General features: G+C 59.3%; 24 protein-coding genes. 8 read left to right on the plus strand and 16 right to left on the minus strand.

What is annotated here, in order from left to right:
* Positions 1-11: 11 nt before the first annotated feature.
* From nikR to AC2CGP_RS08530, 7 genes are all read right to left on the minus strand, one after another.
* Positions 12-413, minus strand: a complete 402-nt coding sequence (gene nikR, locus AC2CGP_RS08500) for a nickel-responsive transcriptional regulator NikR (protein ID WP_020077744.1) — start codon at positions 411-413, stop codon at positions 12-14.
* Positions 401-1,192: a nickel import ATP-binding protein NikE gene (gene nikE, locus AC2CGP_RS08505; protein WP_045359194.1), complete on the minus strand. Its 792-nt coding sequence runs from the start codon at positions 1,190-1,192 to the stop codon at positions 401-403. The genes nikR and nikE overlap by 13 nt, the downstream gene beginning before the upstream one ends.
* On the minus strand, positions 1,189-1,953 hold the full coding sequence (locus AC2CGP_RS08510; protein ID WP_047466602.1) for a nickel import ATP-binding protein NikD: 765 nt from the start codon (positions 1,951-1,953) through the stop codon (positions 1,189-1,191). Before AC2CGP_RS08510 ends, nikE begins: the two co-directional genes overlap by 4 nt.
* On the minus strand, positions 1,953-2,786 hold the full coding sequence (nikC, locus tag AC2CGP_RS08515) for a nickel ABC transporter permease subunit NikC (protein ID WP_032713130.1): 834 nt from the start codon (positions 2,784-2,786) through the stop codon (positions 1,953-1,955). The genes AC2CGP_RS08510 and nikC overlap by 1 nt, the downstream gene beginning before the upstream one ends.
* Positions 2,783-3,727 (minus strand): nickel ABC transporter permease subunit NikB, encoded by a 945-nt coding sequence (nikB, locus tag AC2CGP_RS08520; RefSeq protein WP_015703735.1) that lies wholly within the window; start codon positions 3,725-3,727, stop codon positions 2,783-2,785. Before nikB ends, nikC begins: the two co-directional genes overlap by 4 nt.
* A complete protein-coding gene (gene nikA / locus AC2CGP_RS08525; protein WP_484502322.1) occupies positions 3,727-5,295 on the minus strand; it encodes a nickel ABC transporter substrate-binding protein in 1,569 nt (522 codons plus the stop codon). The genes nikB and nikA overlap by 1 nt, the downstream gene beginning before the upstream one ends.
* Before the next feature lie 117 nt (positions 5,296-5,412).
* Positions 5,413-6,273, minus strand: a complete 861-nt coding sequence (locus AC2CGP_RS08530; protein ID WP_484502323.1) for a LysR family transcriptional regulator — start codon at positions 6,271-6,273, stop codon at positions 5,413-5,415.
* Between the two features lie 97 nt (positions 6,274-6,370).
* Between AC2CGP_RS08530 and AC2CGP_RS08535 the strand changes: the two genes are divergently transcribed.
* The 8 genes from AC2CGP_RS08535 (at position 6,371) to arnF (ending at position 14,644) form a co-directional block, all read left to right on the plus strand.
* A complete protein-coding gene (locus AC2CGP_RS08535) occupies positions 6,371-6,877 on the plus strand; it encodes a phenolic acid decarboxylase (protein ID WP_026612202.1) in 507 nt (168 codons plus the stop codon).
* Between the two features lie 391 nt (positions 6,878-7,268).
* Complete coding sequence (arnB, locus tag AC2CGP_RS08540; protein ID WP_484502324.1) at positions 7,269-8,408, plus strand: UDP-4-amino-4-deoxy-L-arabinose aminotransferase; 1,140 nt, start codon at positions 7,269-7,271, stop codon at positions 8,406-8,408.
* A 1-nt stretch (position 8,409) separates the two neighbouring features.
* Entirely contained in the window at positions 8,410-9,393 is a 984-nt protein-coding gene (gene arnC / locus AC2CGP_RS08545) for an undecaprenyl-phosphate 4-deoxy-4-formamido-L-arabinose transferase (protein ID WP_015369284.1), read from the plus strand.
* Positions 9,390-11,375: a bifunctional UDP-4-amino-4-deoxy-L-arabinose formyltransferase/UDP-glucuronic acid oxidase ArnA gene (gene arnA, locus AC2CGP_RS08550; protein WP_484502325.1), complete on the plus strand. Its 1,986-nt coding sequence runs from the start codon at positions 9,390-9,392 to the stop codon at positions 11,373-11,375. Before arnC ends, arnA begins: the two co-directional genes overlap by 4 nt.
* Positions 11,372-12,274 carry a 4-deoxy-4-formamido-L-arabinose-phosphoundecaprenol deformylase gene (gene arnD / locus AC2CGP_RS08555; protein ID WP_213759454.1) on the plus strand — a complete coding sequence of 301 codons (903 nt, stop codon included), beginning with the start codon at positions 11,372-11,374 and terminating at the stop codon, positions 12,272-12,274. The genes arnA and arnD overlap by 4 nt, the downstream gene beginning before the upstream one ends.
* Complete coding sequence (gene arnT, locus AC2CGP_RS08560) at positions 12,271-13,926, plus strand: lipid IV(A) 4-amino-4-deoxy-L-arabinosyltransferase (protein ID WP_020077750.1); 1,656 nt, start codon at positions 12,271-12,273, stop codon at positions 13,924-13,926. The genes arnD and arnT overlap by 4 nt, the downstream gene beginning before the upstream one ends.
* Positions 13,923-14,261, plus strand: a complete 339-nt coding sequence (arnE, locus tag AC2CGP_RS08565; protein WP_015369288.1) for a 4-amino-4-deoxy-L-arabinose-phosphoundecaprenol flippase subunit ArnE — start codon at positions 13,923-13,925, stop codon at positions 14,259-14,261. Before arnT ends, arnE begins: the two co-directional genes overlap by 4 nt.
* Entirely contained in the window at positions 14,261-14,644 is a 384-nt protein-coding gene (gene arnF / locus AC2CGP_RS08570; RefSeq protein WP_063421621.1) for a 4-amino-4-deoxy-L-arabinose-phosphoundecaprenol flippase subunit ArnF, read from the plus strand. Before arnE ends, arnF begins: the two co-directional genes overlap by 1 nt.
* On the opposite strand, the gene acpT is transcribed toward arnF, so the two are convergent.
* From acpT to AC2CGP_RS08615, 9 genes are read right to left on the minus strand one after another with little or no spacing between them, the layout of a single operon-like run.
* Positions 14,628-15,215: a 4'-phosphopantetheinyl transferase AcpT gene (gene acpT, locus AC2CGP_RS08575; RefSeq protein ID WP_032713144.1), complete on the minus strand. Its 588-nt coding sequence runs from the start codon at positions 15,213-15,215 to the stop codon at positions 14,628-14,630. The genes arnF and acpT overlap by 17 nt on opposite strands.
* Position 15,216: 1 nt before the next feature.
* Positions 15,217-16,446: a beta-ketoacyl-ACP synthase gene (locus AC2CGP_RS08580; RefSeq protein WP_015703725.1), complete on the minus strand. Its 1,230-nt coding sequence runs from the start codon at positions 16,444-16,446 to the stop codon at positions 15,217-15,219.
* On the minus strand, positions 16,443-17,174 hold the full coding sequence (locus tag AC2CGP_RS08585) for a 3-ketoacyl-ACP reductase FabG2 (RefSeq protein ID WP_020077752.1): 732 nt from the start codon (positions 17,172-17,174) through the stop codon (positions 16,443-16,445). Before AC2CGP_RS08585 ends, AC2CGP_RS08580 begins: the two co-directional genes overlap by 4 nt.
* Complete coding sequence (locus AC2CGP_RS08590) at positions 17,171-17,647, minus strand: hotdog family protein (RefSeq protein WP_015369293.1); 477 nt, start codon at positions 17,645-17,647, stop codon at positions 17,171-17,173. The genes AC2CGP_RS08585 and AC2CGP_RS08590 overlap by 4 nt, the downstream gene beginning before the upstream one ends.
* Positions 17,644-18,813 carry a beta-ketoacyl-ACP synthase gene (locus AC2CGP_RS08595; RefSeq protein ID WP_475702429.1) on the minus strand — a complete coding sequence of 390 codons (1,170 nt, stop codon included), beginning with the start codon at positions 18,811-18,813 and terminating at the stop codon, positions 17,644-17,646. Before AC2CGP_RS08595 ends, AC2CGP_RS08590 begins: the two co-directional genes overlap by 4 nt.
* A gap of 1 nt (position 18,814) precedes the next feature.
* Positions 18,815-19,399 carry a DUF3261 domain-containing protein gene (locus tag AC2CGP_RS08600; protein ID WP_045386481.1) on the minus strand — a complete coding sequence of 195 codons (585 nt, stop codon included), beginning with the start codon at positions 19,397-19,399 and terminating at the stop codon, positions 18,815-18,817.
* Complete coding sequence (locus AC2CGP_RS08605; protein ID WP_020077755.1) at positions 19,396-21,714, minus strand: MMPL family transporter; 2,319 nt, start codon at positions 21,712-21,714, stop codon at positions 19,396-19,398. Before AC2CGP_RS08605 ends, AC2CGP_RS08600 begins: the two co-directional genes overlap by 4 nt.
* On the minus strand, positions 21,683-22,288 hold the full coding sequence (locus AC2CGP_RS08610) for an outer membrane lipoprotein carrier protein LolA (protein WP_042895054.1): 606 nt from the start codon (positions 22,286-22,288) through the stop codon (positions 21,683-21,685). The genes AC2CGP_RS08605 and AC2CGP_RS08610 overlap by 32 nt, the downstream gene beginning before the upstream one ends.
* Entirely contained in the window at positions 22,285-22,707 is a 423-nt protein-coding gene (locus AC2CGP_RS08615; RefSeq protein WP_015369298.1) for an acyl-CoA thioesterase, read from the minus strand. The genes AC2CGP_RS08610 and AC2CGP_RS08615 overlap by 4 nt, the downstream gene beginning before the upstream one ends.

Below are 22,707 nucleotides of genomic sequence, written 5' to 3' on the forward strand. Positions count from 1 at the left end.
TTGCCATCGTTTTAATTATCATCCGCTAAACACTGCAAATGCCCATGCCGCACGCCGCGCTGGGCAATCACCTCGTCGGCAAAATGCTGTACTTCGTCCATGTTGCCTTTTAGCACCGCGATCTCCAGACAGTCATCATGATTGATGTGGACATGTAACGTGGCGACCGAGAGATCGTGATGCTGATGCGAAGAGGCGACCAGCCGGCTCGCCAGTTCGCGTTTTTCATGCTCATACACGTACGACAGAACCGCATAGCCGCGTTGCGCCGGCTGCTGTAGCGGATTGTGGTGGAGCGCGTCACGCAGAATATCGCGCACCGCTTCCGAACGGTTGTGGTACCCGCGGTGGGCGCTGTGCGCGTCGAGCGCGGCCAGCAGATCATCATCCAGAGTCAGGGTTACGCGCTGCATAGCATGGCCTCGTTAAGCAGAGTGCGGGGAAAGGGCGGGAGTACCGCGCGTTGTAGCGCCTGTCCGGCAGCGGATGTAAGGCGCAGCGGCAGACTAACCGCGGCGGTTTCGACGATGCGTCCGCTATCCATCACCAGTACCCGTTGGCAAAAACGCTCCACCAGCCGCAGGTCGTGGGTGATAAACAGGCAGGCGGTGGCGAACTGCGCCTGCAGGCGTTTGAGCAGGGCGATAATATCCGCCTGAAGCATCAGATCGAGATTCGATACCGCTTCGTCGAGAATTAATAGCTGCGGCCGGACCACCAGCGCCCGCGCCAGGCACACGCGCTGCAGCTGTCCGCCGCTGAGCTGCGCCGGACGCTTGTCGAGCAGTGCCGGGGCGAGGTCAACCGCCAGCAGCATCTCCTCCACCCGCTGCGTACGCTCTTCACGCGATAAACTAAACAGGTGCCGCAGCGGCTCGCTGATAATTTCGCGCACCGTTTTGCGCGGATTCACCGCGCTAATGGCATCCTGAAACACCAGCTGAATATCGCGGCGAAAGGCGCCGATCGCCTCCCCCTTCAGGGAGGTCAGCGATGCGCCGCGCCAGGCGACATCGCCATACCGCGGCGTTTCGAGACCGACCAGCATCCGCGCCAGGGTACTTTTGCCGCAGCCGCTGCGCCCGAGCAGTGCCACCGTTTCACCGAGGGCGATGTCGAACTGGATATCGCGCAATACCGCACCGTGGTGGGGATAATCGTGGCTCACTGCGTTCACGCTGAGTAAATTCATGGTGTTTTCTCCAGGCCATATAGCGCCAGATGGGCGGCCAGCAGGCGCTGGCTGAGCGGGTGCTGTGGGGCGCTAAATAGCGTGTTAACGTCGCAGCGTTCAACAAGACGACCGTTTTCCATCACCGCCACGTCATGCGCCAGCCGGGCGACAACGCCCATATCATGGGTCACCAGCAGCAGCCCCTGCCCGCGGTTGGCGACGATATCCGCCAGCAGGTCGAGAATGCGCGCCTGGGCGACGGCATCAAGGTCGGTGGTCGGCTCGTCGGCGATGATAAACGGCGCGCGACTGAGCAGGGCCAGGGCCACCATCATCCTTTGCAGCATGCCCCCGCTCATCTCGAAGGGATAGCGCTTGAGTAGCGAGAGCGGATTTTCCAGCCCCACCTCTTCCATCGCCGCCAGCAGCGCGACGTTATTAGCCTCGTGGCCCGCTGCCCGGCAGGTTTCCCGCGCATGCGCCGCCATGGTGTGCAGCGGATTAAAGGCGCTGCGCGGGTTTTGCATAATGGTGGCGATGGTCGCGCCGCGCAGCTGTTCGCCGTACACCGGGATACCGTCGAGCAGCACCCGGCCAGTGGTTTGCCTGACGCCGGGCGGTAAAATGCCGAGCGTGGCGGCGCAGGTCAGCGATTTACCGCTGCCGCTACTGCCGAGCAGCGCCAGTACCTGACCGCGACGCAGGGTTAGGGAAACGTCGCTGACCAGCGGACGGTCGGCGACGAGCGAAAGTTGTTCCAGTTGGATCTTTTGCGGCATCAGTGGTTATGCTCCGCGATCAGCTGAGGATCGAGACGATCGCGCAGCGCGTCGCCCACCAGATTAAAAGCCATCACGCTGATAAACAGCGCCAGTCCGGGCCAGACCATTTGCAGCGGCTGCGTCCAGATGTACTGGCGGGCGTCGTTGATCATCACTCCCCATTCCGCCGTCGGCGCGCTGACGCCGAGGCCGAGGAATGACATCCCGGCTACGTGGAGCATCATATGACCGATATCCAGCGAGGCGAGCACCAGCAACGAAGGGATCACCGCGCCGGCCAGATGGTCACGAAACAATGGCCAATGTCCCGCGCCGCTCAGGCGCGCGGCGAGAATAAACTCGCGCTGGCGCAGAGAGACCACCAGATTGCGCACCATCCTTGCGTACCAGGCCCAGTGCGACAGCGCAATGGCGATAATCACGTTGCTAAGACCGGTACCGAGTACACCGACCATAAAGAATGACAGTATTGAAGTCGGGAAGGTCATAAACAGCTCGGCCAGGCGCATCAGGCCGCGATCGACACGTCCGCCCACCATCCCGGCGGCGCCGCCCACCGTAAGGCCGATCAGCAGCACCAGCAGCAGGCAGGCCATCACCGCGCCCAGCGAGACGCGGGTGGCGGCGAGAAGGCGCGAGAAAATATCCCGCCCGAGATGATCGGTGCCGAGCCAGTGGGCGTCGCCCGGAGAGAGCAGACGTTGATGGAGATCGATGGCCGCCGGGTCATAGGGCAGCCACCAGCCGCTGCTCATGGCGATTGCCGCCAGCAGCGCAATAATGAGTAGCGCCAGTTTTACCGGCCAGCGGAAGGTCGCGAACAGCGTCATACGGCGGCCTCCTCATGGCGGCGCAGGCGCGGATCGAGCGCGGCGTTAAGCAGGTCGACCGCCAGATTGGCCAGCACGAACACCGCCACCATCATCAGGGTAAAGCACTGGATCACCGGGTAGTCGCGATTGAATATCGCGGAAACCGCATAGCGACCGACGCCGGGCCAGGCGAAGATATTTTCGATGATCATCGTCCCGCCGATCAGCTCGCCGATGTGCATACCCAGCGCCGTCACTACCGGCAACGTCGCGTTACGCAGCACGTGTCGCCGCTCCACCTGACCCTCGCTCAGCCCGCGCAGACGCGCCCAGACCACGTGGCGCTGGCTGGACACTTCCAGCATGCTGGCGCGCAGCAGACGGGCATTGATCGCCAGCGACATCAGGGCGATGGAAAACGCCGGTAGCAGCAGATGTCGCCAGCCGCCGTAGCCCATCGCCGGTAGCCAGCGCAGATGGACGGAAAAGAGCATTACCAGTAAAAAGGCCAGCCAGAAGTTGGGCATTGAGACGCCGAGGAAGGCAATCAATCGTACGGCGAAATCGGGTAATCGGTCGCGATGGCGCGCCGCCCAGATCCCCAGCGGTAGCGAGGTCAGCAGAATAATCACCAGCGCCGCGCCGGTGAGCTGCAGCGTCGCGGGCAGAAAATGCAGCAGGTCGTCCAGCACCGGGCGCTGGCTGGCGTAGGAGACGCCAAAATCGAGATGCAGCGCGCGCCACAGCCAGTGTAGATACTGCAGCGCCAGCGGCTGATTGAGCCCGAGCTGCTCGCGGGTAGCGGCAATCATTTCGCTGGTGGGCGGCACGTTGGAGAGACGCAGATAGTCCAGCGCCGGGTCGCCGGCGCCAAGACGTAATAACAGGAAGATGATCGCCGAGGCGGCAAGCAGCATCAACGGCAGCGGGAGCAGGCGGCGAAGGAGATATTTCAGCATCATGGCGCCACCGGCGTAATCAGCTCTAACGGCAGATCGGTGGTCACCGGCGCGAAGGGCACTTCGCCCAGCGTTTTGCGGGCGACGGACATCAGCGAGACGTAGCTTATCGGCAGATAGACCGCTTCGTTGTGCAGACGGGTGAGGATATCGCGATACAGTTCGCGACGGCGGCCCTCGTCGGTGGTAGTCAGGACCTCGCCGATCTCTTTATCAATCTCTGCTTTATCCGGCAGTCCGCGCTGCGCCTGATAGTCGGCGTGCGAAGCGACGCGCATTGAGCTCATAAACGCGTGCGGGTCGAACGGCGCGCCCCAGGTATGGTTGAAGATCATCGTGAAGCGGCCATCGTGCTGGCGGGCATAGATACTGCTCTCCTCTTCGCCGACCAGCCCGACATCGATACCTACCTGGCGCAGATCGGCCTGGATGATTTCCGCCATCGACTTAGCCAGCGCATCGGTGCCGATAAAAGCCAGTTCAAGTCGCAACGGGCGCCCGTCTTTTTCACGAATATCCTTGCCGGGCGTTAGCGTCCAGCCGGCGTTTTCCAGCAGAGTACGGGCCTTATCCGGATTGAAGTGGCGCGGCGGCAGGTCATCCGGCGCGTAAGGTACCGAGGGCGCGAAAAGCGTGTCGGCGACCTGTTGGGTGCCGTACAGCACGCCGTCAATAAGCGCCTGTTTATTGACGGCATAGTTAAGCGCCTCGCGTACCGCTAAATCATTCGTGGGCGCTTGCAGCGTATTGAGCGCCAGCATCACGGTTTGCGTCGGGGCGGAAAGACGCGTGCGATACTCGTCCTGCTGGCGAAAACGGGCGAACGTATCCAGCGGTAGTAGCCCTTCATCACCGTACAGCAGATCAACTTCACCGGTTTCAAAGGCGACCGCCCGGCTGGTGGCGTCGGGGATCACTTTCACGGTGACTTTCTCAAGCGCCGGTTTTTTGCCCCAGTAGCGCGGGTTGCGTACCAGCACATCCTGCTGATTAAGCTGCGAACTGGACAGCATCCACGGACCGGTGCCGATGGGCGCTTTGATGCCTCGCTGCGTACTACCGTCAACAAACTGCGAGGGGGCGATAAAACGAAACGGGCGGGGAAGGGCGAGTTCCTGCAGGAACGGGTAGTAGGCGCTTTTCAGGGTGATTTGTAGTTCGTTATCGCTGAGCGCTTGAACGTCGGTTATCTGATTGGTCAACTCCAGCCAGGCGTGCCGCTGGCGGTTGGCCAGCACCGCCTGGAAATTGGCCACTGCGGCCTGGGCGTTAAACGGTTCGCCGTTGGAGAAGTAGACATCATCGCGCAGGGTGAAACGCCAGATTTTACCATCGGCTGAGTGAAGCCAGCGGGTAGCCAGCCAGGGTGTAACCCGGCCATCGGCCTGATATTTGACTAACGGCTCATACACCATACTTTGGGCGAACATTTGGTTCGGCGTATACAGATGTGGATTGAGAGGACCGACGTTAACCGGCCAGGCGATGGCGATTTCATGCATGGCGGCGGGCGCGAGCAGAGGAATGCAGGCGCAGAGCGCCAGCAAGGTGGTGCGGAAAATAGACAAGGTTTACATCCAGAAGGAACGAAAAGTATGACGATTTTAATAATTTGTCATACTTAAGGAGTAACCTGGATCAATATGATGGGAGAAAACCATAACAAAATCATATGTAGCGTAAGATTACGATTGTCTGAACAAATCCAGCAGGGTGGTGACCTGTTCATCGAGCGGCGCCAGGTCCCGCTTCACTATCAAATGCAGCGGCGTGGCGCGGCGAGCGCCATGGCTCAGCGGCAGCGCTTTCAGCACGCCCTGTTCCAGGTGTGCGCGTATCCGCTCTTCCGGCAACCAGCCGAATCCCACCTGATACAGCACCGCATCAATGGCGGCATCAATGGTAGAAAAGGTCCAGGCATCTCGGGTGGATGAGGCGTCGCCGCTACGGTCGGCAATGCGGATCAGCGGCCAGGGGGCCAGCGCGTTGTCGTCCAGCGGTTCTTCCAATTGCGACAGCGGATGGTCGCGATGGGCGACCGCAATAAAATCGATATTCATCAGCCATTCGCCGCGTCCGGTAATATCCTGGCGACGGGTTAAGACCATCACATCGGCCTCGCTGCGGGCGGCGGTAGCCTCATCGACGTTTTCCAGCACTTCGGTCAGCCGAACCTGAGTTTGCGGGTAGCGTTGCTGAAACTGACGCAGAATGGCGAAGAGCCGCTGGCGGGGAAAAATGCTGTCGACGACCAGATCCAGGCGGGTGCGCGCGCCGTTGCGCAGCGTCGCGGCGTGGGTCTCAACCCACGAAAAGGCCTTCAGTAGCGGTTTCACCTGATTAAGCAGCAGTTCGCCAGCGGGCGTCAGCACCGCCCGTCGCCCGGACGGCGCCAGCAGCGCCACCCCTAAACGTTCCTGCAGCAGCGCCAGGTTATAGCTCACCGAAGACTGGCTGCGGTTGGTCTCTTCCGCGGCTTTGGCAAAGCTGCCCAGCTCAATCACCTTTTCCAATAGCGCCCATTGTTCCAGCGTGGTCTTGTGCATAATTCATCTAAAAATTAGATTATTTTCATCCAAACATAGCGTTATTCATTCAATTTTTAAAGCCGTATTCTTACCTCAACGAAACAGAGGAGAATAAATAATGAGCACTTTTGACAAACATGACCTCAGCGGCTTTATCGGTAAACATCTGGTTTATACCTACGACAACGGCTGGAACTACGAAATTTACGTTAAAAATGGCACCACTCTGGACTATCGTATTCACAGCGGTATCGTTGCTAATCGTTGGGTGAAAGACCAGCATGCGTACATCGTGCGGGTAGGCGAAAGCATTTATAAAATTTCCTGGACTGAACCAACCGGTACCGACGTCAGCCTGATCGTCAACCTGGGCGACAAACTGTTCCACGGCACCATTTTCTTCCCCCGCTGGATCATGAATAACCCGGAAAAAACCGTCTGCTTCCAGAACGATCATATTCCGTTAATGAACGCCTATCGTGACGCCGGCCCGGCCTACCCGACCGAAGTGATTGATGAATTCGCGACTATCACTTTTGTTCGTGATTGCGGCGCGGATAATAACGATGTAATTAATTGCCCGGCTAATGAATTACCCGCAGATTTTCCTGCAAACTTGTAATACAGCAGAAATAATTCTGTGATCTAACGCTAATTTTTCCGCTAGATTAAAACGTAAAAAAATATTTATTACGGGATGGTTGACGATTCGTTTACTTTCATCCGTTAAGCCCCAGTTTTCTCTATGAAACTGGGGCTTCTTGCTGTTATCTCCTGCTATAATGAATTATATCTATATGATTTTCATGGATATATTACTATTCTCACGAAAAATATTAATTTCTTAATATTATCCTAAGCAACAGCGACTAGATTTAAAACCGTCGAAATACCCTGGAATGAAATGTGGCGGTGAACCGACTTCATTTTCATTTTGTTTAAGTCTGCTGGCGCAGGATATTTCTTTCTACCGGCCCCCTTTTTTAGTGGGCTATTAATAGAACAGGAAAAAGATGAGCGAATTTCTGCCGTTTTCGCGCCCGTCGATGGGCGACGCAGAGCTGGCTGCGCTGCGTGAAGTTTTGCAATCAGGATGGATCACTACCGGTCCTAAAAACCAGGTGCTGGAAGAGGCGTTTTGCCAACTGACCGGCAACCGCCACGCCATCGCCGTCAGCTCCGCTACCGGCGGTATGCACGTTACGCTAATGGCGATGGGCATTGGCCCTGGCGACGAAGTGATCACCCCTTCGCAAACCTGGGTCTCGACGCTGAATATGATCTGTCTGCTGGGCGCTACGCCGGTGATGATCGATGTCGACCACGACAATTTGATGATTACCCCTGAGGCGGTGGAAGCAGCGATCACTTCGCGGACGAAAGCGATTATACCCGTCCACTACGCGGGCGCGCCTGCGGATATCGACGCGATCCGCGCCGTTGGCGAGCGCCACGGTATTCCGGTTATCGAAGATGCCGCGCATGCCGCGGGGACGCACTATAAAGGCCGCCACGTCGGCTGGCGCGGCACCGCGATTTTCTCGTTCCACGCGATCAAAAATATGACCTGCGCCGAAGGGGGGCTTATCGTCACCGATGATGACGAGCTGGCTTCCCGCATCCGCAGCCTCAAATTCCACGGCCTGGGCGTTGACGCCTACGACCGCCAGACCCACGGCCGCGCACCGCAGGCGGAAGTGATTACCCCCGGCTTCAAATACAATCTGGCCGATATCAACGCCGCGCTGGCGCTGGTGCAGCTGGATAAGCTGGCGCAGGCGAATCAACGTCGCGCTGAAATCGCCCAACGCTACCTGCGCGAGCTGGCGGATACCCCCTTTAAGCCGCTGACCATTCCGGCATGGGATCACCAACACGCCTGGCACCTGTTTATTATCCGCGTTGATGAAGCGGCCTGCGGCATCAGCCGCGATGTCCTGATGGAAAAACTCAAAGCCATGGGCATAGGCACCGGTCTGCACTTCCGCGCGGCCCATACGCAAAAGTATTACCGCGAGCGTTTTCCTGAAGTTTCGTTACCGAATACCGAATGGAACAGCGCGCGCATTTGTTCTATCCCGCTGTTCCCGGATATGACCGACGACGATGTCACCCGCGTCATTACCGCGCTGCATCAGTTGTCAGGACGTTGATATGCTTACTTATCCTCCCGTAAAAAAAGTCTCGGTGGTGATCCCGGTTTATAACGAACAGGATAGTCTGCCGGAGCTGCTGCGTCGGACCGACGCCGCCTGTGCGACGCTAGGGCGCCAATATGAAATTCTGCTAATCGACGACGGCAGCAGCGACGATTCCGCGCGCATGCTGACCGAGGCCGCCGAAGCCGAAGGCAGCCACGTGGTGGCGGTGCTGTTGAACCGCAACTACGGCCAGCACTCGGCGATTATGGCCGGTTTCAGCCATGTCACCGGCGATCTGATCATCACCCTCGATGCCGACTTGCAAAACCCGCCGGAAGAGATCCCGCGGCTGGTGGCAAAAGCCGATGAAGGCTATGACGTGGTCGGTACCGTGCGCCAGAACCGTCAGGACAGCATCTTCCGTAAATCTGCCTCGAAGATGATTAACCGCCTGATTCAGCGAACCACCGGTAAAGCCATGGGCGATTACGGCTGCATGTTGCGTGCCTATCGCCGCCATATCATCGACGCCATGCTCAACTGCCATGAGCGCAGCACCTTTATCCCGATTCTGGCGAATACCTTCGCCCGCCGGGCGGTCGAGATCCCGGTGATGCACGCCGAGCGCGAATTCGGCGACTCCAAATATAGCTTCATGCGTCTGATTAACCTGATGTATGACCTGGTGACCTGTCTGACCACCACCCCGCTGCGTTTACTGAGTATTTTCGGCAGCGTGATAGCCCTGTTGGGCTTCGCCTTCGGCCTGCTGCTGGTGGTGCTGCGTCTGGCCTTCGGTCCGCAATGGGCGGCGGAAGGGGTGTTTATGCTCTTCGCCGTGCTGTTCATGTTCATCGGCGCCCAGTTTGTCGGTATGGGCCTGCTCGGGGAGTATATCGGCCGCATCTATAACGATGTTCGCGCCCGTCCCCGTTACTTTATTCAACGTGTTGTTCGCCAGCCGGAAACGGCGTCTCAAGAGGAAGATCGTTCATGAAAGCAGTAGTCTTCGCTTATCACGATATGGGTTGCGCAGGTATTCAGTCACTGCTGGATGCCGGGTATGACATCGCCGCTATTTTCACCCATCCGGATAACCCTGGCGAAAACCAATTCTTTGGTTCCGTAGCCCGTATTGCCGCCGAGCAAGGTATCCCGGTATGGGCGCCGGAAGATGTTAACCATCCGCTGTGGATTGAACGTATTCGCGAGATGAAGCCGGATGTGCTGTTCTCGTTCTACTACCGCAACCTGCTGTGCGATGAGATCCTGAATATCGCGCCGAAGGGGGCTTTCAACCTGCATGGTTCTCTGCTGCCGAAATACCGCGGTCGCGCGCCGCTGAATTGGGTACTGGTCAACGGCGAAAGCGAAACCGGCGTGACCCTGCACCGAATGGTTAACCGCGCCGACGCGGGCGATATCGTCGCTCAACAAGCTGTGGCTATCGGCCCGGATGACGCGGCGCTGGCGCTGCACCGTAAGCTGTGCGCCGCCGCCTCCGATCTGCTTGGCCAGGCGCTGCCGGCTATTCGTGAGGGTAAGACTGAGGAGCGGGCGCAGGACCACAGCCAGGCGACCTACGTTGGCCGTCGTACCCCGGAAGACGGACGTCTCGATTGGGATAAACCGGCGCAGACTCTGCACAACCTGGTGCGCGCGGTATCCGATCCGTGGCCGGGCGCCTTCGCCTATGCCGGCGCGAACAAATTTATCGTCTGGAAATCCCGCGTGCGCGCCGATCTGCCGGCGGCGAAGCCCGGCACCGTTATCTCCGCCGCGCCGCTAGTGGTTGCCTGTCAGCAGGGGGCGCTGGAAATCGTCACCGGCCAGACCGAACGCGGCGTTTACATGCAGGGCGCCCAGCTGGCGCAGGCGCTGGGGCTGGTGACCAGCGCGGTGCTGAGCAGCAAACCGGTGGTGGCGGTGAAGCGCCGTACCCGCGTGCTGATCCTCGGCGTTAACGGCTTTATCGGTAACCACCTGACCGAGCGCCTGTTGCAGGACGACAACTATGAGATTTACGGCCTGGATATCGGCTCCGACGCCATCAGCCGTTTCCTTGACTGCCCGCGTTTCCACTTTGTTGAAGGCGATATCAGCATTCACTCCGAGTGGATCGAATACCATATTAAGAAATGCGACGTGGTACTGCCGCTGGTCGCTATCGCGACGCCTATCGAATACACCCGTAACCCGCTGCGCGTGTTCGAACTGGATTTCGAAGAGAACCTGAAGATCATCCGTGACTGCGTGAAATACAATAAGCGCATTATCTTCCCGTCGACCTCGGAAGTGTACGGCATGTGCACCGACAAAAACTTCGACGAAGATAATTCCAATCTGGTGGTCGGGCCGATCAACAAACAGCGTTGGATCTACTCGGTTTCTAAACAGCTGCTGGACCGCGTGATCTGGGCCTATGGCGATAAGAACGGCCTCAAGTTCACCCTGTTCCGTCCGTTCAACTGGATGGGGCCGCGTCTGGATAACCTTAATGCCGCACGTATCGGTAGCTCCCGCGCCATCACTCAGCTGATCCTCAACCTGGTGGAAGGTTCGCCGATTAAGCTTATCGAAGGCGGCAAACAGAAGCGCTGCTTCACCGATATCAGCGACGGTATCGAAGCGTTGTTCCGCATCATTGAGAACAAAGATGGTCGCTGCGATGGTCAGATCATCAACATCGGTAACCCGGAAAACGAAGCTAGCATCAAAGAGCTGGCGGAAATGCTGCTCGCCTGCTTCGAGCGCCATCCGCTGCGCGATCGCTTCCCGCCGTTCGCCGGCTTCCGCGAAGTGGAAAGCAGCGATTACTACGGTAAAGGCTACCAGGACGTTGAGCATCGTAAACCGAGCATTCGCAACGCGAAACGCTGCCTGAACTGGGAACCGACCGTCGAGATGGAAGAGACCGTTGAACACACTCTGGACTTCTTCCTGCGCACCGTTGAGCTCACGGACGATAAAAACTCATGAAACAAGTCGGCTTACGCATAGATGTCGATACCTTTCGCGGGACGCGTGATGGCGTACCACGGCTGCTGGCCCTGCTGGGCAAGCACGGGATTCAGGCAAGCTTCTTTTTCAGCGTCGGGCCGGACAATATGGGGCGCCATTTATGGCGCCTGGTAAAACCGAAGTTTCTGTGGAAAATGCTGCGCTCCAACGCGGCCTCGCTGTATGGCTGGGATATTCTGCTGGCCGGCACCGCGTGGCCGGGGCGCAGGATTGGCGCGGGTAACGAAGAGGTTATTCGCGCCGCCGCGCACATCCATGAAGTGGGCCTGCACGCCTGGGACCACTACAGCTGGCAAGCGTGGAGCGGCGTCTGGCCGCAGGAACGTCTGACGCTGGAAATTGAACGCGGTCTGCTCGAACTGGAACGCATTATCGGCCGCCCGGTGACCTGCTCCGCCGTCGCCGGCTGGCGTGCCGACCAGCGGGTGGTAAAAGCGAAAGAATCCTTCGATTTCCTCTACAACAGCGATTGTCGCGGCACGCGGCCATTCCTGCCGCAGCTTGGCGGCGGGGCCTCCGGCACCGTACAAATTCCGGTGACGCTTCCCACCTGGGATGAAGTCGTCGGTAGCGCCGTCGATACCGCTGGCTTCAACCGCTATCTGCTGGACTGCATTCATCGTGACAAGGGAACGCCGGTCTATACCATCCACGCCGAAGTGGAAGGCATTGCCTGTGCCGATCAGTTCGATGCGCTGCTGACCATGGCGGAGGAAGAAGAAATACAATTTTGCCCACTGAGCCAGCTGCTGCCCGCTGACTTTAGCGAGCTGCCGTCAGGCAAAGTGGTCCGTGGTGAGCTGGCTGGCCGGGAAGGTTGGCTTGGACGTGAACAATTACTGGGCTCGGGTGTATGAAAAGCATTCGTTATGGCATCTCTCTGGTTGTACTCTTTGCGCTGTATTACTTATTGCCGTTAAATTTCCGTTTGCTGTGGCAGCCTGATGAAACCCGCTATGCCGAGATCAGTCGTGAAATGCTGGCCTCCGGCGACTGGGTGGTGCCGCATCTGCTGGGCCTGCGTTACTTTGAAAAGCCGATTGCCGGTTACTGGATTAACAGTATTGGCCAGTGGCTATTTGGTCATAATAACTTTGGCGTGCGTTTCGGTTCGGTCTTCGCCATTACCGTCAGCGCGTTGCTGGTGGCGTGGCTGGCGTGGCGTATTTTCCGCGATAAACGCGTGGCGATCCTGTCGCCGGTTATCTTCCTGACCGCGATGCTGGTATACGGTATTGGAACCTATGCGGTGCTGGATCCGATGATCACCATGTGGCTGGCGCTGGCGATGTGCAGCTTCTGGGGAGCCTCCCAGGCGCAGAGCCGCAGCGGGAAGATGTTGGGTTATGTCCTGCTGGGAGTCGCCTGCGGTATGGGGGTGATGACCAAGGGCTTCCTCGCGCTGGCGGTACCGGTGGTTGGCGTGCTGCCGTGGGTGATGGCGCGTAAACGCTGGCGCGAAGTGCTGACCTACGGCTGGCTGGCGGTGGCGGTCTGTACGTTGGTGGTGCTGCCGTGGGGATTGGCTATTGCCAATCGCGAACCCGATTTCTGGCGCTATTTCTTCTGGGTCGAGCATATTCAGCGTTTCGCTGAGAAAGACGCGCAGCATAAAGCGCCGTTCTGGTACTACATTCCGTTCCTGATTGCCGGCAGCCTGCCGTGGTTGGCGCTGTTACCGGGCGCGCTGAAGCGCGGCTGGAGCGAGCGCGATGATGCCCGAGGCGCGCTGTATCTGTTAGGCTGGATAGCGATGCCGTTCCTGTTCTTCAGCATCGCCAAGGGAAAACTGCCGACCTACATTCTGCCGTGCTTTATGCCGCTGTCGATTTTGATGGCCCGCTACGCGCTGGATGCCGCGAAGGCGGGGGCGAAAGCGCTGCGCATCAACGGCATGATCAACCTCGGTTTTGGTCTGGTCGGCCTGGTCGCCGTGCTGGTGGTCTCACCGTTGGGCGTCATGCATAAGCCGGTGTGGACCAGGATAGAGTTGTATAAATGTCTGCTGGCGGCGATTGCCTTTGCCGTATGGGCGCTGATGGGCTGGCTGGCGATAAAAGACAACGGTCGTCGCTGGACGCTGGCCGCTATCTGTCCGCTGGGAGTGGCGCTGCTGGTGGGCTTCGCTATCCCGGATCGGGTTATCGACAGCAAACAGCCGCAGTTTCTGGTGGATATTGTTAGCGAATCGCTGGCGCCAAGCCGCTATGTACTGACCAACAGCGTCGGTATCGGCGCGGGGCTGGCGTGGGAGCTCAAGCGTGACGACATCATCCTGTATGAAAGGCAGGGGGAGCTAAAATATGGCCTCGGATGGCCGGATGCGCAGAGCAAATTCGTGGCGACTCAAGCTTTTGCTGATTGGCTGGCGGCGCACCGCCAGCAGGGACCGATCTCACTGGTGCTGCGGATGGATAAAGGTGAAACGATGAACGAACTGGCGTTACCGAAACCTGATAACTCCTACGAGCTGGGGCGCGTGGTGTTTATTCAGTATCTGCCGCAATGAGTGTCTGGTTCTGTCTGATACTCGCCAGCCTGCTTAGCTGCGCCGGTCAGCTGTGCCAGAAGCAGGCGACCCGGCCGTCCCGTAGCGGGCGGCGCGGGCGGCATATTTTGCTGTGGCTGGGCTTAGCCCTGTTGGCGCTCGGCGGCGGTATGCTGCTGTGGCTGGGGGTGCTGCAGGCGATCCCGGTCGGTATCGCTTATCCGATGCTGAGCCTCAATTTTGTCTGGGTAACGCTGGCGGCATGGGGTATCTGGCGCGAGCCGGTGGCGCGCCGCCACTGGCTTGGCGTCGGGCTGATCGTCGTCGGCATCGCCGTTCTGGGGAGTAGCGTCTGATGGGGTTAATCTGGGCGTTATTGAGCGTCGGGCTGGTCAGCGGCGCGCAGCTGTTACTGCGCAGCGCGATGGTCGAGCTGCCGCCATTGACCGATATCCTGACCTTTCTCAATCATCTACTGCATTTGCGCACCGGTACCTTCAGCCTGGGTTTCGGCCTGGTTGGCTATCTGCTGTCGATGGTCTGCTGGTATTTCGCGCTACACCGCTTACCGCTGGCCAAAGCTTACGCGCTGCTCAGCCTGAGCTACATTCTGGTGTGGGCCGCCGCCATCTGGCTGCCCGGCTGGCACGAGCCGTTTTACTGGCAATCGCTGCTGGGCGTGCTGATTATTATCGCCGGCGTGCTGACTATCTTCTGGCCGTTCAAGCCGCGCCGTTGAAACATTGAATGTGCGCCGCCGTCAGCGAGAACGGCGTTGGCGTACAGACCGCAATACTTAACCCTTGATACTGAATCTGGCTTAATGACAGCGCGCCGCGAAAGGCGCTGTCAACAGAGGCCATCTGCCAGGCGCTGCCGCCGCGTTGCTTTACCAGCGCTTCTTTGCGCGTCCAGATTCGCCAAAAGGCGGCTAGCTGCCCCTCCGGCGGTTCGCGCTCCAGTTCCTGATGCTCGCCCTCGCTAAACAGGGCGTTAGCCAACCGCTGCCAGCCGTTGCGCGGGCGAATGACTTCGATATCGCAGCCAACCTCGCCTTCATCGCTCAGCAGCAGGGCAATTTGGTCGCCGCTGTGGCTAAGGTTAAACCACCGCCCGCAGCCGGGCGGGAAGGCCGGTTTGCCCTGCTCGCCATACGCAATATCCACCAGCGGGGCCACCGCATGCGCCAGCAGCGCGCGCCCGGCAAGCCAGCTTGCCCGCCGCGGGCCATCAGGGGCCTGGGCCGCTAACCCAGTCGGTAACGGCAGGGCGCTAAGCGTTGAGATTTGGCCAAGGATAAGCTGATACATTTCAGGACCAGCGCTGAATAATCATTGAGGTGTTAATACCGCCGAAGGCGAAGTTGTTACTCTGCAGGAATTCACAATCAATCTGGCGCGCTTCGCCCATGATGTAATCCAGTTCTCCGCAATTGGCGTCCGGATTATGCAAATTCAGCGTTGGCGCGAACCAGCCCTCGCGCATCATCTGCAGACTCATCCACGCTTCCAGCGCCCCGCAGGCGCCAAGGGTATGGCCGAAATAGCTTTTCAGCGAGGAGATCGGCACGCTATCGCCGTAAATCGCCGCCGTCGCCTGGCTTTCGGCGATATCGCCGCGGTCGGTCGCGGTGCCGTGGGCCGAAATGTAGCCGATATCCCGGGCGCTCAGGCCCGCTATTTTTAATGATTGTTCCATGCAGATCTGCATGGTTTCACGCTGCGGTTGAGTGATATGCGCAGCATCGCAGTTGGTGGCGAAGCCGATGATTTCGCCGTAAATGGTCGCCCCGCGTGCTTTGGCGTGCTCCAGTTCTTCCAGAATGAGAGTACCGGCCCCTTCGCCAATCACCAGCCCATCGCGCAGCACATCAAAGGGGGAGGGGGTAATGTCGGGCTGCTCATTGCGCTGGCTGGTGGCAAACAGAGTATCGAATACCGCGGCCTCCGACGGGCAAAGCTCTTCCGCGCCGCCGGCGACCATCACCGTTTGATAGCCGTGGCGAATCGCTTCCCAGGCGTAACCAATCGCCTGGCTTCCGGAGGTACAGGCGCTGGACGTCGGGATCACGCGGCCGCGCAGGCCAAAAAACAGGCCCGTATTGACGGCGGTGGTATGCGGCATCATCTGCACGTAGGTGGTAGCAGTAATATTATTGGTGTGCTTTTCCGTCAACATGGTGGCGAATTCGCTCATCGGGGCGGTACTGCCGGTTGATGAACCGTAGGCGATGCCGGTTTCGCCGTTACTCAGTATGGCATCGTCGATTAGCCCGGCCTGCTCCAGCGCCAGTTCAGTGGCGCGGGTGGAGAGCAACGATACGCGCCCCATCGCGCGAATGCGCTTGCGGGTATAGTGGTCGGGCAGGGTGAAATCATCGATCGGCGCGCCCAGCAGCGTATGCAGCCCGTCGTAAATACGCCACTCCGGCATGGCGCGTACGGCGTTTTTATATCTCTTCAGCCCCGCCGAGACATCCTGCCATTTTTCGCCAAATGCGGTGACGCCACCCATCCCGGTAATGACCACACGGCGTGTCATAACATCCCTCCATTGATGGAAATGACCTGCCGGGTGACATAACCCGCCACATCCGACATTAAATAACTCGCCAGCCCCGCCACTTCTTCCGCCTGTCCCATGCGTTTCATTGGGATCATCGACATCGCCTCTTTCAACGCGGCCTCTTCCATTTCGATCATCCCGGTGTCGATAAGCCCGGGGGCGATGCAGTTCACGGTGATTTTGCGCTTCGCCAGTTCAATCGCCAGCGCTTTGGTGGCGCCGATGATCCCCGCCTTGGCGGCGCTATAGTTGACCTGACCGCGGTTGCCCATCACGCCGGAAACGGAAGAGAGCGTGATGATGCGCCCGCCCTGGCGTGCGCTAATCATCGGCATGATGCATGGGTGAATGACGTTGTAGAAGCTGTCGAGGTTGGTGTGGATCACCGCGTCCCAGTCGTCTTCGCCGAGCGCCGGGAAGGCGCCGTCGCGGGCGATGCCGGCGTTGCTGACAATGCCGTACCACGCGCCGTGTTCGGCCATATCTTGCTCAAGGACTTCGCGGCACTGCGTGCGATTGGCGACGTCAAAGCTCAGCAGACGCCCCGCGCCGCCGGCGGCGGTAATCGCCTCCAGCGTCTGCTGCGCGCCTGACGTGTCGCGATGATAGTGGACGCCTACCATAAAACCGTCCGCCGCCAGCTGGCAGGCAATGGCGCGACCGATACCTTTGCTGGCGCCGGTAACCAAAACTGAACGACTCATTCTGACGCTCCTTGTTGAAATAGGGTGTTAAGTTCTGTTGGCGTTGGCTGGAAGGTATTAACCCTTCCGCTGGCCAGCAGGTCATCGTCCGCCATCACGGCGCCTTCGAAGCTAGCGAAACGCTCGTCCTGCATGAGCAGTTTAACGGTAATGGACAGTGCTTTGCCGCGCGGCAGGGAGCCGGCCGCGCAGACTAATTCTCGCGCGCCAAGCACCATACCTAATGAGATGGACGCTTGCCCTTTTTGCAGGCGGTGCCAGCCGGACCAGACGCCGACGGTTTGCGCCATTAATTCAAGGGCGAACCAACCGGGGAGATTGCCCTCGGCATCGAGAAATGGCGCCAGGACGCTATGGGGCGAGACCGTGACCCGGCAGGTCGCGGTTTCGTCGGTCACATTGACGACCTCTTCCAGCAGCAGCATCGGTGCATCGTGCGGTAGATAGTCGCCGGGCGATAAATAGTGGTTCATTGAATGCTCCCGAGCAGGATGCTGGCGTTGTTACCGCCAAAAGCAAAAGAGTTCGACAGGATAATCGGTCGCGGCAGCGGCTGGAGATGTTCGATGATCCCGCATGGCGGTAGTGTTTCATCGCGCGGCGACTGGCTGAAATCCTGCGCTGGCAGCGGCAGGTTTCGCTGCAGAATCAGCATGCCGATGGCGGCTTCGGTGATCCCCGCGGCGCCCAGCGTGTGTCCGGTCAGGTGTTTCGTTGAACTACAGGGTACCCGAACGCCAAATAGCGCGTTGATGACGTGAGACTCTATTCTATCGTTAAGCGGCGTGGCGGTGCCGTGCAGGTTGATATAACCCACTTGTTCAGGGGCGATGCCCGCATCCCCCAGCGCCTGCTGGATGGCGCGGATCGCCCCCTCTCCTTCAGGATGCGGGGCGGAAATATGCCAGGCGTCGCTGGACTCGCCGATACCCAGTAGCGCGACTGGCTGCGGTTCGCGGGTCAACAGCATCAGCGCCGCCCCTTCGCCGATAGTGATACCGTTACGGTCGCGGGCAAATGGCTGGCACTGCGTCGTGGAGAGCGATTCCAGACTGTGAAAGCCGTTGATCGGCATTCGGCTGAGGGTGTCCGCGCCGCCGACGATCGCCACATCCGCCAGACCGGCTTCAATTAGTCGGCGTCCGCTGATAATCGCTCTGGCACTGGAGGAGCAGGCGGTTGACAGCGTAAATGCCGGGCCATCCAGCGCCAGCCAGTGGCTGAGAAAACGCGATGGGTCGCCCAGCTCCTGTTGCGGATATTGCCAGGCCGCGCTTTCCTTGCCGCCAAGCGTCAGGGTGACATGCGCGTCACCCTCATCCAGCCCCGAGGTGCTGGTGCCGAGCACTACGGCCACGCGCTCTCGTCCGTATTGGGCGATGGCGCGATCCACCTGCGGCTGAATTTGCGCCAGCGCCGCCAGCAGCAGCTGATTATTGCGCGAACGATGGGCGCTAAAGGTATCGGGAATGGCGGGCAATTCGCCGTCCACGCCCGCGAACACCGCCTGCGGATGCCCCTGTAGCCACCCCTCGCGCGGACGCATGCCGGGCGCAATACCGCGAGCCAAATTGGCGGCGATTTCATCGTTATCGCGGCCCAGCGCGTTAATCATGCCGACGGCGGAAATGTAGATCATCTCAGTCACCCAGGTATTGAATGGTGATGTGGTATTTAAAGACGTGCTGTTCGATGCTGATCGGCACGCGCTGGCCTTTGCGGTTGATATAGGTGATTTCGGTGACCAGCTTCCCGCGCGCGTTACGTAGTTCGCGTTTGTCGCCGCGCTCGGTCAACGTCCACCTTTTTGGCAACTGCGGCAGCCATGCGCTAACCGGCCAGTGGCTGAGCATCACATCGGCCAGCACCTGGCTGGCTGGCGGCAGTTGCGGAACCACCATCGACTGTTCAGCGCGCAGCCCTCTTTCATCATAGGTCACCAGGAACAGGCGGATACCGACGGACGACAGACCCGCCAGCGTGAGCTTTTTATCATCGGCATTGAGCATGACCAGCAGCGACTGGGTTTGGCCGTTGAAGCTGCCGGTGAGCAACTGTTGCGAGCTGATAGCCGGCGAGATACCAGGCGGCGGTAACGTGACGCGGGTACCCGGTTCCAGCCACGCCTGCGGGCGGCCTTGCGGCTCCGGCTGCGAACGGCTGCAGCCGGCCAGCAATAAGGCGGCGAGTAGCGCGAAGGCGCGCCAGAATGATGGTCTTCTCATCGTCTTTTTTTCTCTTTTTTGGTCGGCATCGCTAACGGCGAAAGCAGGAAGGCGGCGAAAATGCCGCTTACCAAAACAATACCAAAACTGCTAATGGCCTGCGTGGCGCTAAATACCAGCATGCCGAGCGTCAATAAGGTGGTCATCATCGCCAGGGTGACCGCCAGCAGCGATGTCAGCGGCGTACCGCGCGGGTTGCTGAAAAACAGCGTGTAGTTAATGCCGATGCCCAGTACCAGCACCAGCGCCAGCAAGGAGAACAGGTTAACCGCGTGGCCGCTAAATGCCAGCATCGCCAGCCCGCATCCCAGCGACAATACCGACGGCACCAGGCTAACCAGCCCTTTGCGCCAGCCAAGGCGGAGCATAGCGCCGCAGGCAATCACCGCCAGCGCAACGCCCAGCAGGCCGGTTAGAATGTGGCGGTAGAGCGCGAACAACTGGTCGAAATCGTTTTTGCGATCGACCCACGCAACGCCAGCCTGTTGTGTACTAAGCGTTTTTAGCGCCGCGCTGTCTTTCACGCCGCTCACCGGGACCAGTACGCCGCTTTCACCATCCGGCAGCGTCAGCCACAGCAGTCGCCAACCTTCGCTGGCCGGGCTGGCAAGCCAGACGTCGACGGTCACTGGCATCGGGTTGAGATCGGGATTGATCGTTGCCAGTCCGGCGTGGTTCAGCACGTTACTGACGGTGGGCGCGGCGCGTTGCAGCAGGGCAAGATCCTGCTGTTGGCGAGCGAGTGAATTCAGGGGGATAGCGCGATATCCGCCGAGCAGGCCGTCGCTTTGCGCCTGCGTCAGCGCGGGCATAAATGCCTCCAGGCGCTGCAGCGTCTGCTGGGCCGTTTTGCCGTAAATCACAAACCACTTTTGATCGACGCTTTGCCCGGTGAGCGCGGTGATGGCTTTTTCCTGGGCCAGGATATCCTGCGGCAACGCCTGGAGCTGCGAAATATCATCATCCACCCGCAGCGTCGCGAGACCCGCCAGCGAGAACAGGGCCAGCGCGACGGGGAGGCCGATGGACAGCTTTTTATGGCGTCGCCAGGCGGCAAGCCAGCGTAACAACAATGCCATCGCCGGAACCGGGCGCACGGGAAGTCCACGGCACAACCATGGATGCCAGAAAATTACCGTCAGACACGAGGCGCTCAGGCCGACCGCCGCGAAGAGCGCCATCTGGCGAATCGCCGGAAAGGGGGCCAGCATCATAATCAGATAAGCCGCCACGGTAGTAAGTAGCGCCAGCAGCAACGCATGACGCACTTTGGCGAGGCTTTGCCACGGGGTTGATTCCGCGCCATGCACCATCCGTTCGGTCAGATAATAGAGCGTATAGTCGGCGGAGATGCCGATGATGCTCATGCTCATCACCAGGGTCATCAGATGCAGTTCGCCAAATAGCAGCAGCGTGACGACGGTGCCGGCCAGCGCGCCGATGGCGATGGAAATCAGGCACAGCAGCAGCGGGCGCAGCGAACGAAACGTCACGACGATCAGCAGGATCACGCCGAACAGCGTCGCCGCGCCGAGTGTAGAAATATCGTGCTTCGCCTGCTGACTGGCGTAATCGCTATAGAACACGGTGCCGCGCGACAGCAGCTGCGCCTGCGGATGCTGCGTTTTCCACTGCTTCTCCAGCTCGCCGAGCGTAGTGACCAGCCGGTGCGTCTGCTGCATATCGAATGAGGAACCCGCCAGTTCGCCATGCAACAGATACCAGAGGTTGCCCTGGGCATCTTTGGTCACCAGCCAGCCATCCTGCAGTTGCATCCGCTGGCCGCCTTTCGCCATCGCCAGCTGCGAGCCGCGCATCAGCATCAGCGGATCGTTTTGCAGTTCTTTGCCGCTGACGCCGGAAAATGCCGAATAGAGCTGTGAGAGGATCCATTGCGCCTGCGCCTCGCCGCCGTTTTGCAGGCGCGCGCGGGTAGCGGGGTCAATTAAACCGTTACGATGCTGCCAGAAAAAGGTCCCCCAGGCCTGCTGATTATCGGCATTCATTGGGCCTTTGACGTCTGCCAGCGCTTTCGAGGTTTGCAGCAGACGCAGCCAGTCGCCGGCCACCTGCGGGTCGGCCTGTTTACCGGGGCTGACCAGCCAGACCAGCTGGCGGTCAAGGCGCTGCATAAAACCGTCGTTCAGGCTGGGTGGGATTGCGCCAAGCGTCTGCTTCGGCAGCATCGCCAGTACGCTGCTGTTGAGCCGGGCCTGCGGCAGCAGCGCCAGCAGCGCGCCCGCCAGGAGAAGGCAGACGACGGCCCATAACAGCGCGGGGCGTTTACTGGGCGGCAAAGCGTTGGCGTTCGTCATCGGTCAGTTGCGCAGGCGTCAATTGGTGTTGGGAAAGCGTGATCTCGGTGCGATCGCCTTGCTTGTCGTTGAGCTGAATATGTTCCAGATAGTCTTTCCCGGCCAAATCGATGCGGGCAAAAATCTTATCCAGCGGCGTAGTGATGGGCGTCAGGCGCAGCGTCCACTGGCCTTCGCCTTTATCGGCAAATTCCACGTGGAAGTTATCTTCCAGAACTTTTCGATCCGCCTGGAACAACGCGCGCAGCAAATGGTTGAACTGGAACATCTGCGGATTGTTTTCGGCAGTAATGGTTTGCGGCGGCTGGCCGTTGATCGCCTGCACCATCCGTTTGTCATCCAGCAACAGCTGCATCGGGAATGGCGAGGTTTGATCCCACAGCAACCCCTTATCGCGGGCGATCAACATCTGCCCCTGGGATCGCAGCGGCTGCGGCAGATCCTTAATCGTGCGAACTTGATCGAAATGGGCGCGCACCACCGGCTGTTCGCTAAATTGTTTTTGCAGGTCATCAAGCGTCAGGGCGCTGACCAGCGGGCTGATAAACAGCCCTAACAGCAGCAGTAATCTCATGGCGTAACCCCCATGCGTTCAAACAGGATATCCGGGCTGACGAAACACATCTCGCGGCTGTTTTCATCCACCGCAACCTGGATGGTGTAGCCGGTGGTGGTGCGCTTGCCGCTATCGACATCAAAAATTTCGTAGCCAATGCGTAGGCGGTTCTCAAACTCTTCTATCCGCGCGCGCACGCGAATGCGCTGCTCGAAGGTGATAACATCGCGGTATTTCACGCGGGTATCGACCACCGGCCACAAATAGCCTGAGGCTTTCATCTGCCGGTAGCCGTAGTTGAACTGGTTAAGCAGCGCCTCACGGGCAATTTCGAAGTAGCGGAAATAGTTGCCATGCCACACGACGCCCATCATATCGATGTCATGAAACGGAATAGTCAGCTCTACTTCAGCAGTAAAACGGGGATCGTTAAGCAC

Source organism: Klebsiella sp. SYXHC3 (genome assembly GCF_057196925.1).

Bases quoted from the DNA above. Each gene is read 5' to 3' on its own strand.
- arnD (WP_213759454.1), top strand. From the start codon at position 11,372: ATGAAACAAGTCGGCTTACGCATAGATGTCGATACCTTTCGCGGGACG.
- AC2CGP_RS08605 (WP_020077755.1), bottom strand. From the start codon at position 21,714: ATGACGAACGCCAACGCTTTGCCGCCCAGTAAACGCCCCGCGCTGTTA.
- nikB (WP_015703735.1), bottom strand. From the start codon at position 3,727: ATGCTGAAATATCTCCTTCGCCGCCTGCTCCCGCTGCCGTTGATGCTG.
- arnC (WP_015369284.1), top strand. From the start codon at position 8,410: ATGCTTACTTATCCTCCCGTAAAAAAAGTCTCGGTGGTGATCCCGGTT.
- acpT (WP_032713144.1), bottom strand. From the start codon at position 15,215: ATGTATCAGCTTATCCTTGGCCAAATCTCAACGCTTAGCGCCCTGCCG.
- AC2CGP_RS08530 (WP_484502323.1), bottom strand. From the start codon at position 6,273: ATGCACAAGACCACGCTGGAACAATGGGCGCTATTGGAAAAGGTGATT.
- nikE (WP_045359194.1), bottom strand. From the start codon at position 1,192: ATGAATTTACTCAGCGTGAACGCAGTGAGCCACGATTATCCCCACCAC.
- arnT (WP_020077750.1), top strand. From the start codon at position 12,271: ATGAAAAGCATTCGTTATGGCATCTCTCTGGTTGTACTCTTTGCGCTG.
- nikC (WP_032713130.1), bottom strand. From the start codon at position 2,786: ATGACGCTGTTCGCGACCTTCCGCTGGCCGGTAAAACTGGCGCTACTC.
- AC2CGP_RS08510 (WP_047466602.1), bottom strand. From the start codon at position 1,953: ATGCCGCAAAAGATCCAACTGGAACAACTTTCGCTCGTCGCCGACCGT.
- AC2CGP_RS08580 (WP_015703725.1), bottom strand. From the start codon at position 16,446: ATGACACGCCGTGTGGTCATTACCGGGATGGGTGGCGTCACCGCATTT.
- AC2CGP_RS08590 (WP_015369293.1), bottom strand. From the start codon at position 17,647: ATGAACCACTATTTATCGCCCGGCGACTATCTACCGCACGATGCACCG.
- AC2CGP_RS08595 (WP_475702429.1), bottom strand. From the start codon at position 18,813: ATGATCTACATTTCCGCCGTCGGCATGATTAACGCGCTGGGCCGCGAT.
- arnF (WP_063421621.1), top strand. From the start codon at position 14,261: ATGGGGTTAATCTGGGCGTTATTGAGCGTCGGGCTGGTCAGCGGCGCG.
- nikR (WP_020077744.1), bottom strand. From the start codon at position 413: ATGCAGCGCGTAACCCTGACTCTGGATGATGATCTGCTGGCCGCGCTC.
- AC2CGP_RS08585 (WP_020077752.1), bottom strand. From the start codon at position 17,174: ATGAGTCGTTCAGTTTTGGTTACCGGCGCCAGCAAAGGTATCGGTCGC.
- AC2CGP_RS08600 (WP_045386481.1), bottom strand. From the start codon at position 19,399: ATGAGAAGACCATCATTCTGGCGCGCCTTCGCGCTACTCGCCGCCTTA.
- AC2CGP_RS08610 (WP_042895054.1), bottom strand. From the start codon at position 22,288: ATGAGATTACTGCTGCTGTTAGGGCTGTTTATCAGCCCGCTGGTCAGC.
- arnE (WP_015369288.1), top strand. From the start codon at position 13,923: ATGAGTGTCTGGTTCTGTCTGATACTCGCCAGCCTGCTTAGCTGCGCC.
- arnB (WP_484502324.1), top strand. From the start codon at position 7,269: ATGAGCGAATTTCTGCCGTTTTCGCGCCCGTCGATGGGCGACGCAGAG.
- arnA (WP_484502325.1), top strand. From the start codon at position 9,390: ATGAAAGCAGTAGTCTTCGCTTATCACGATATGGGTTGCGCAGGTATT.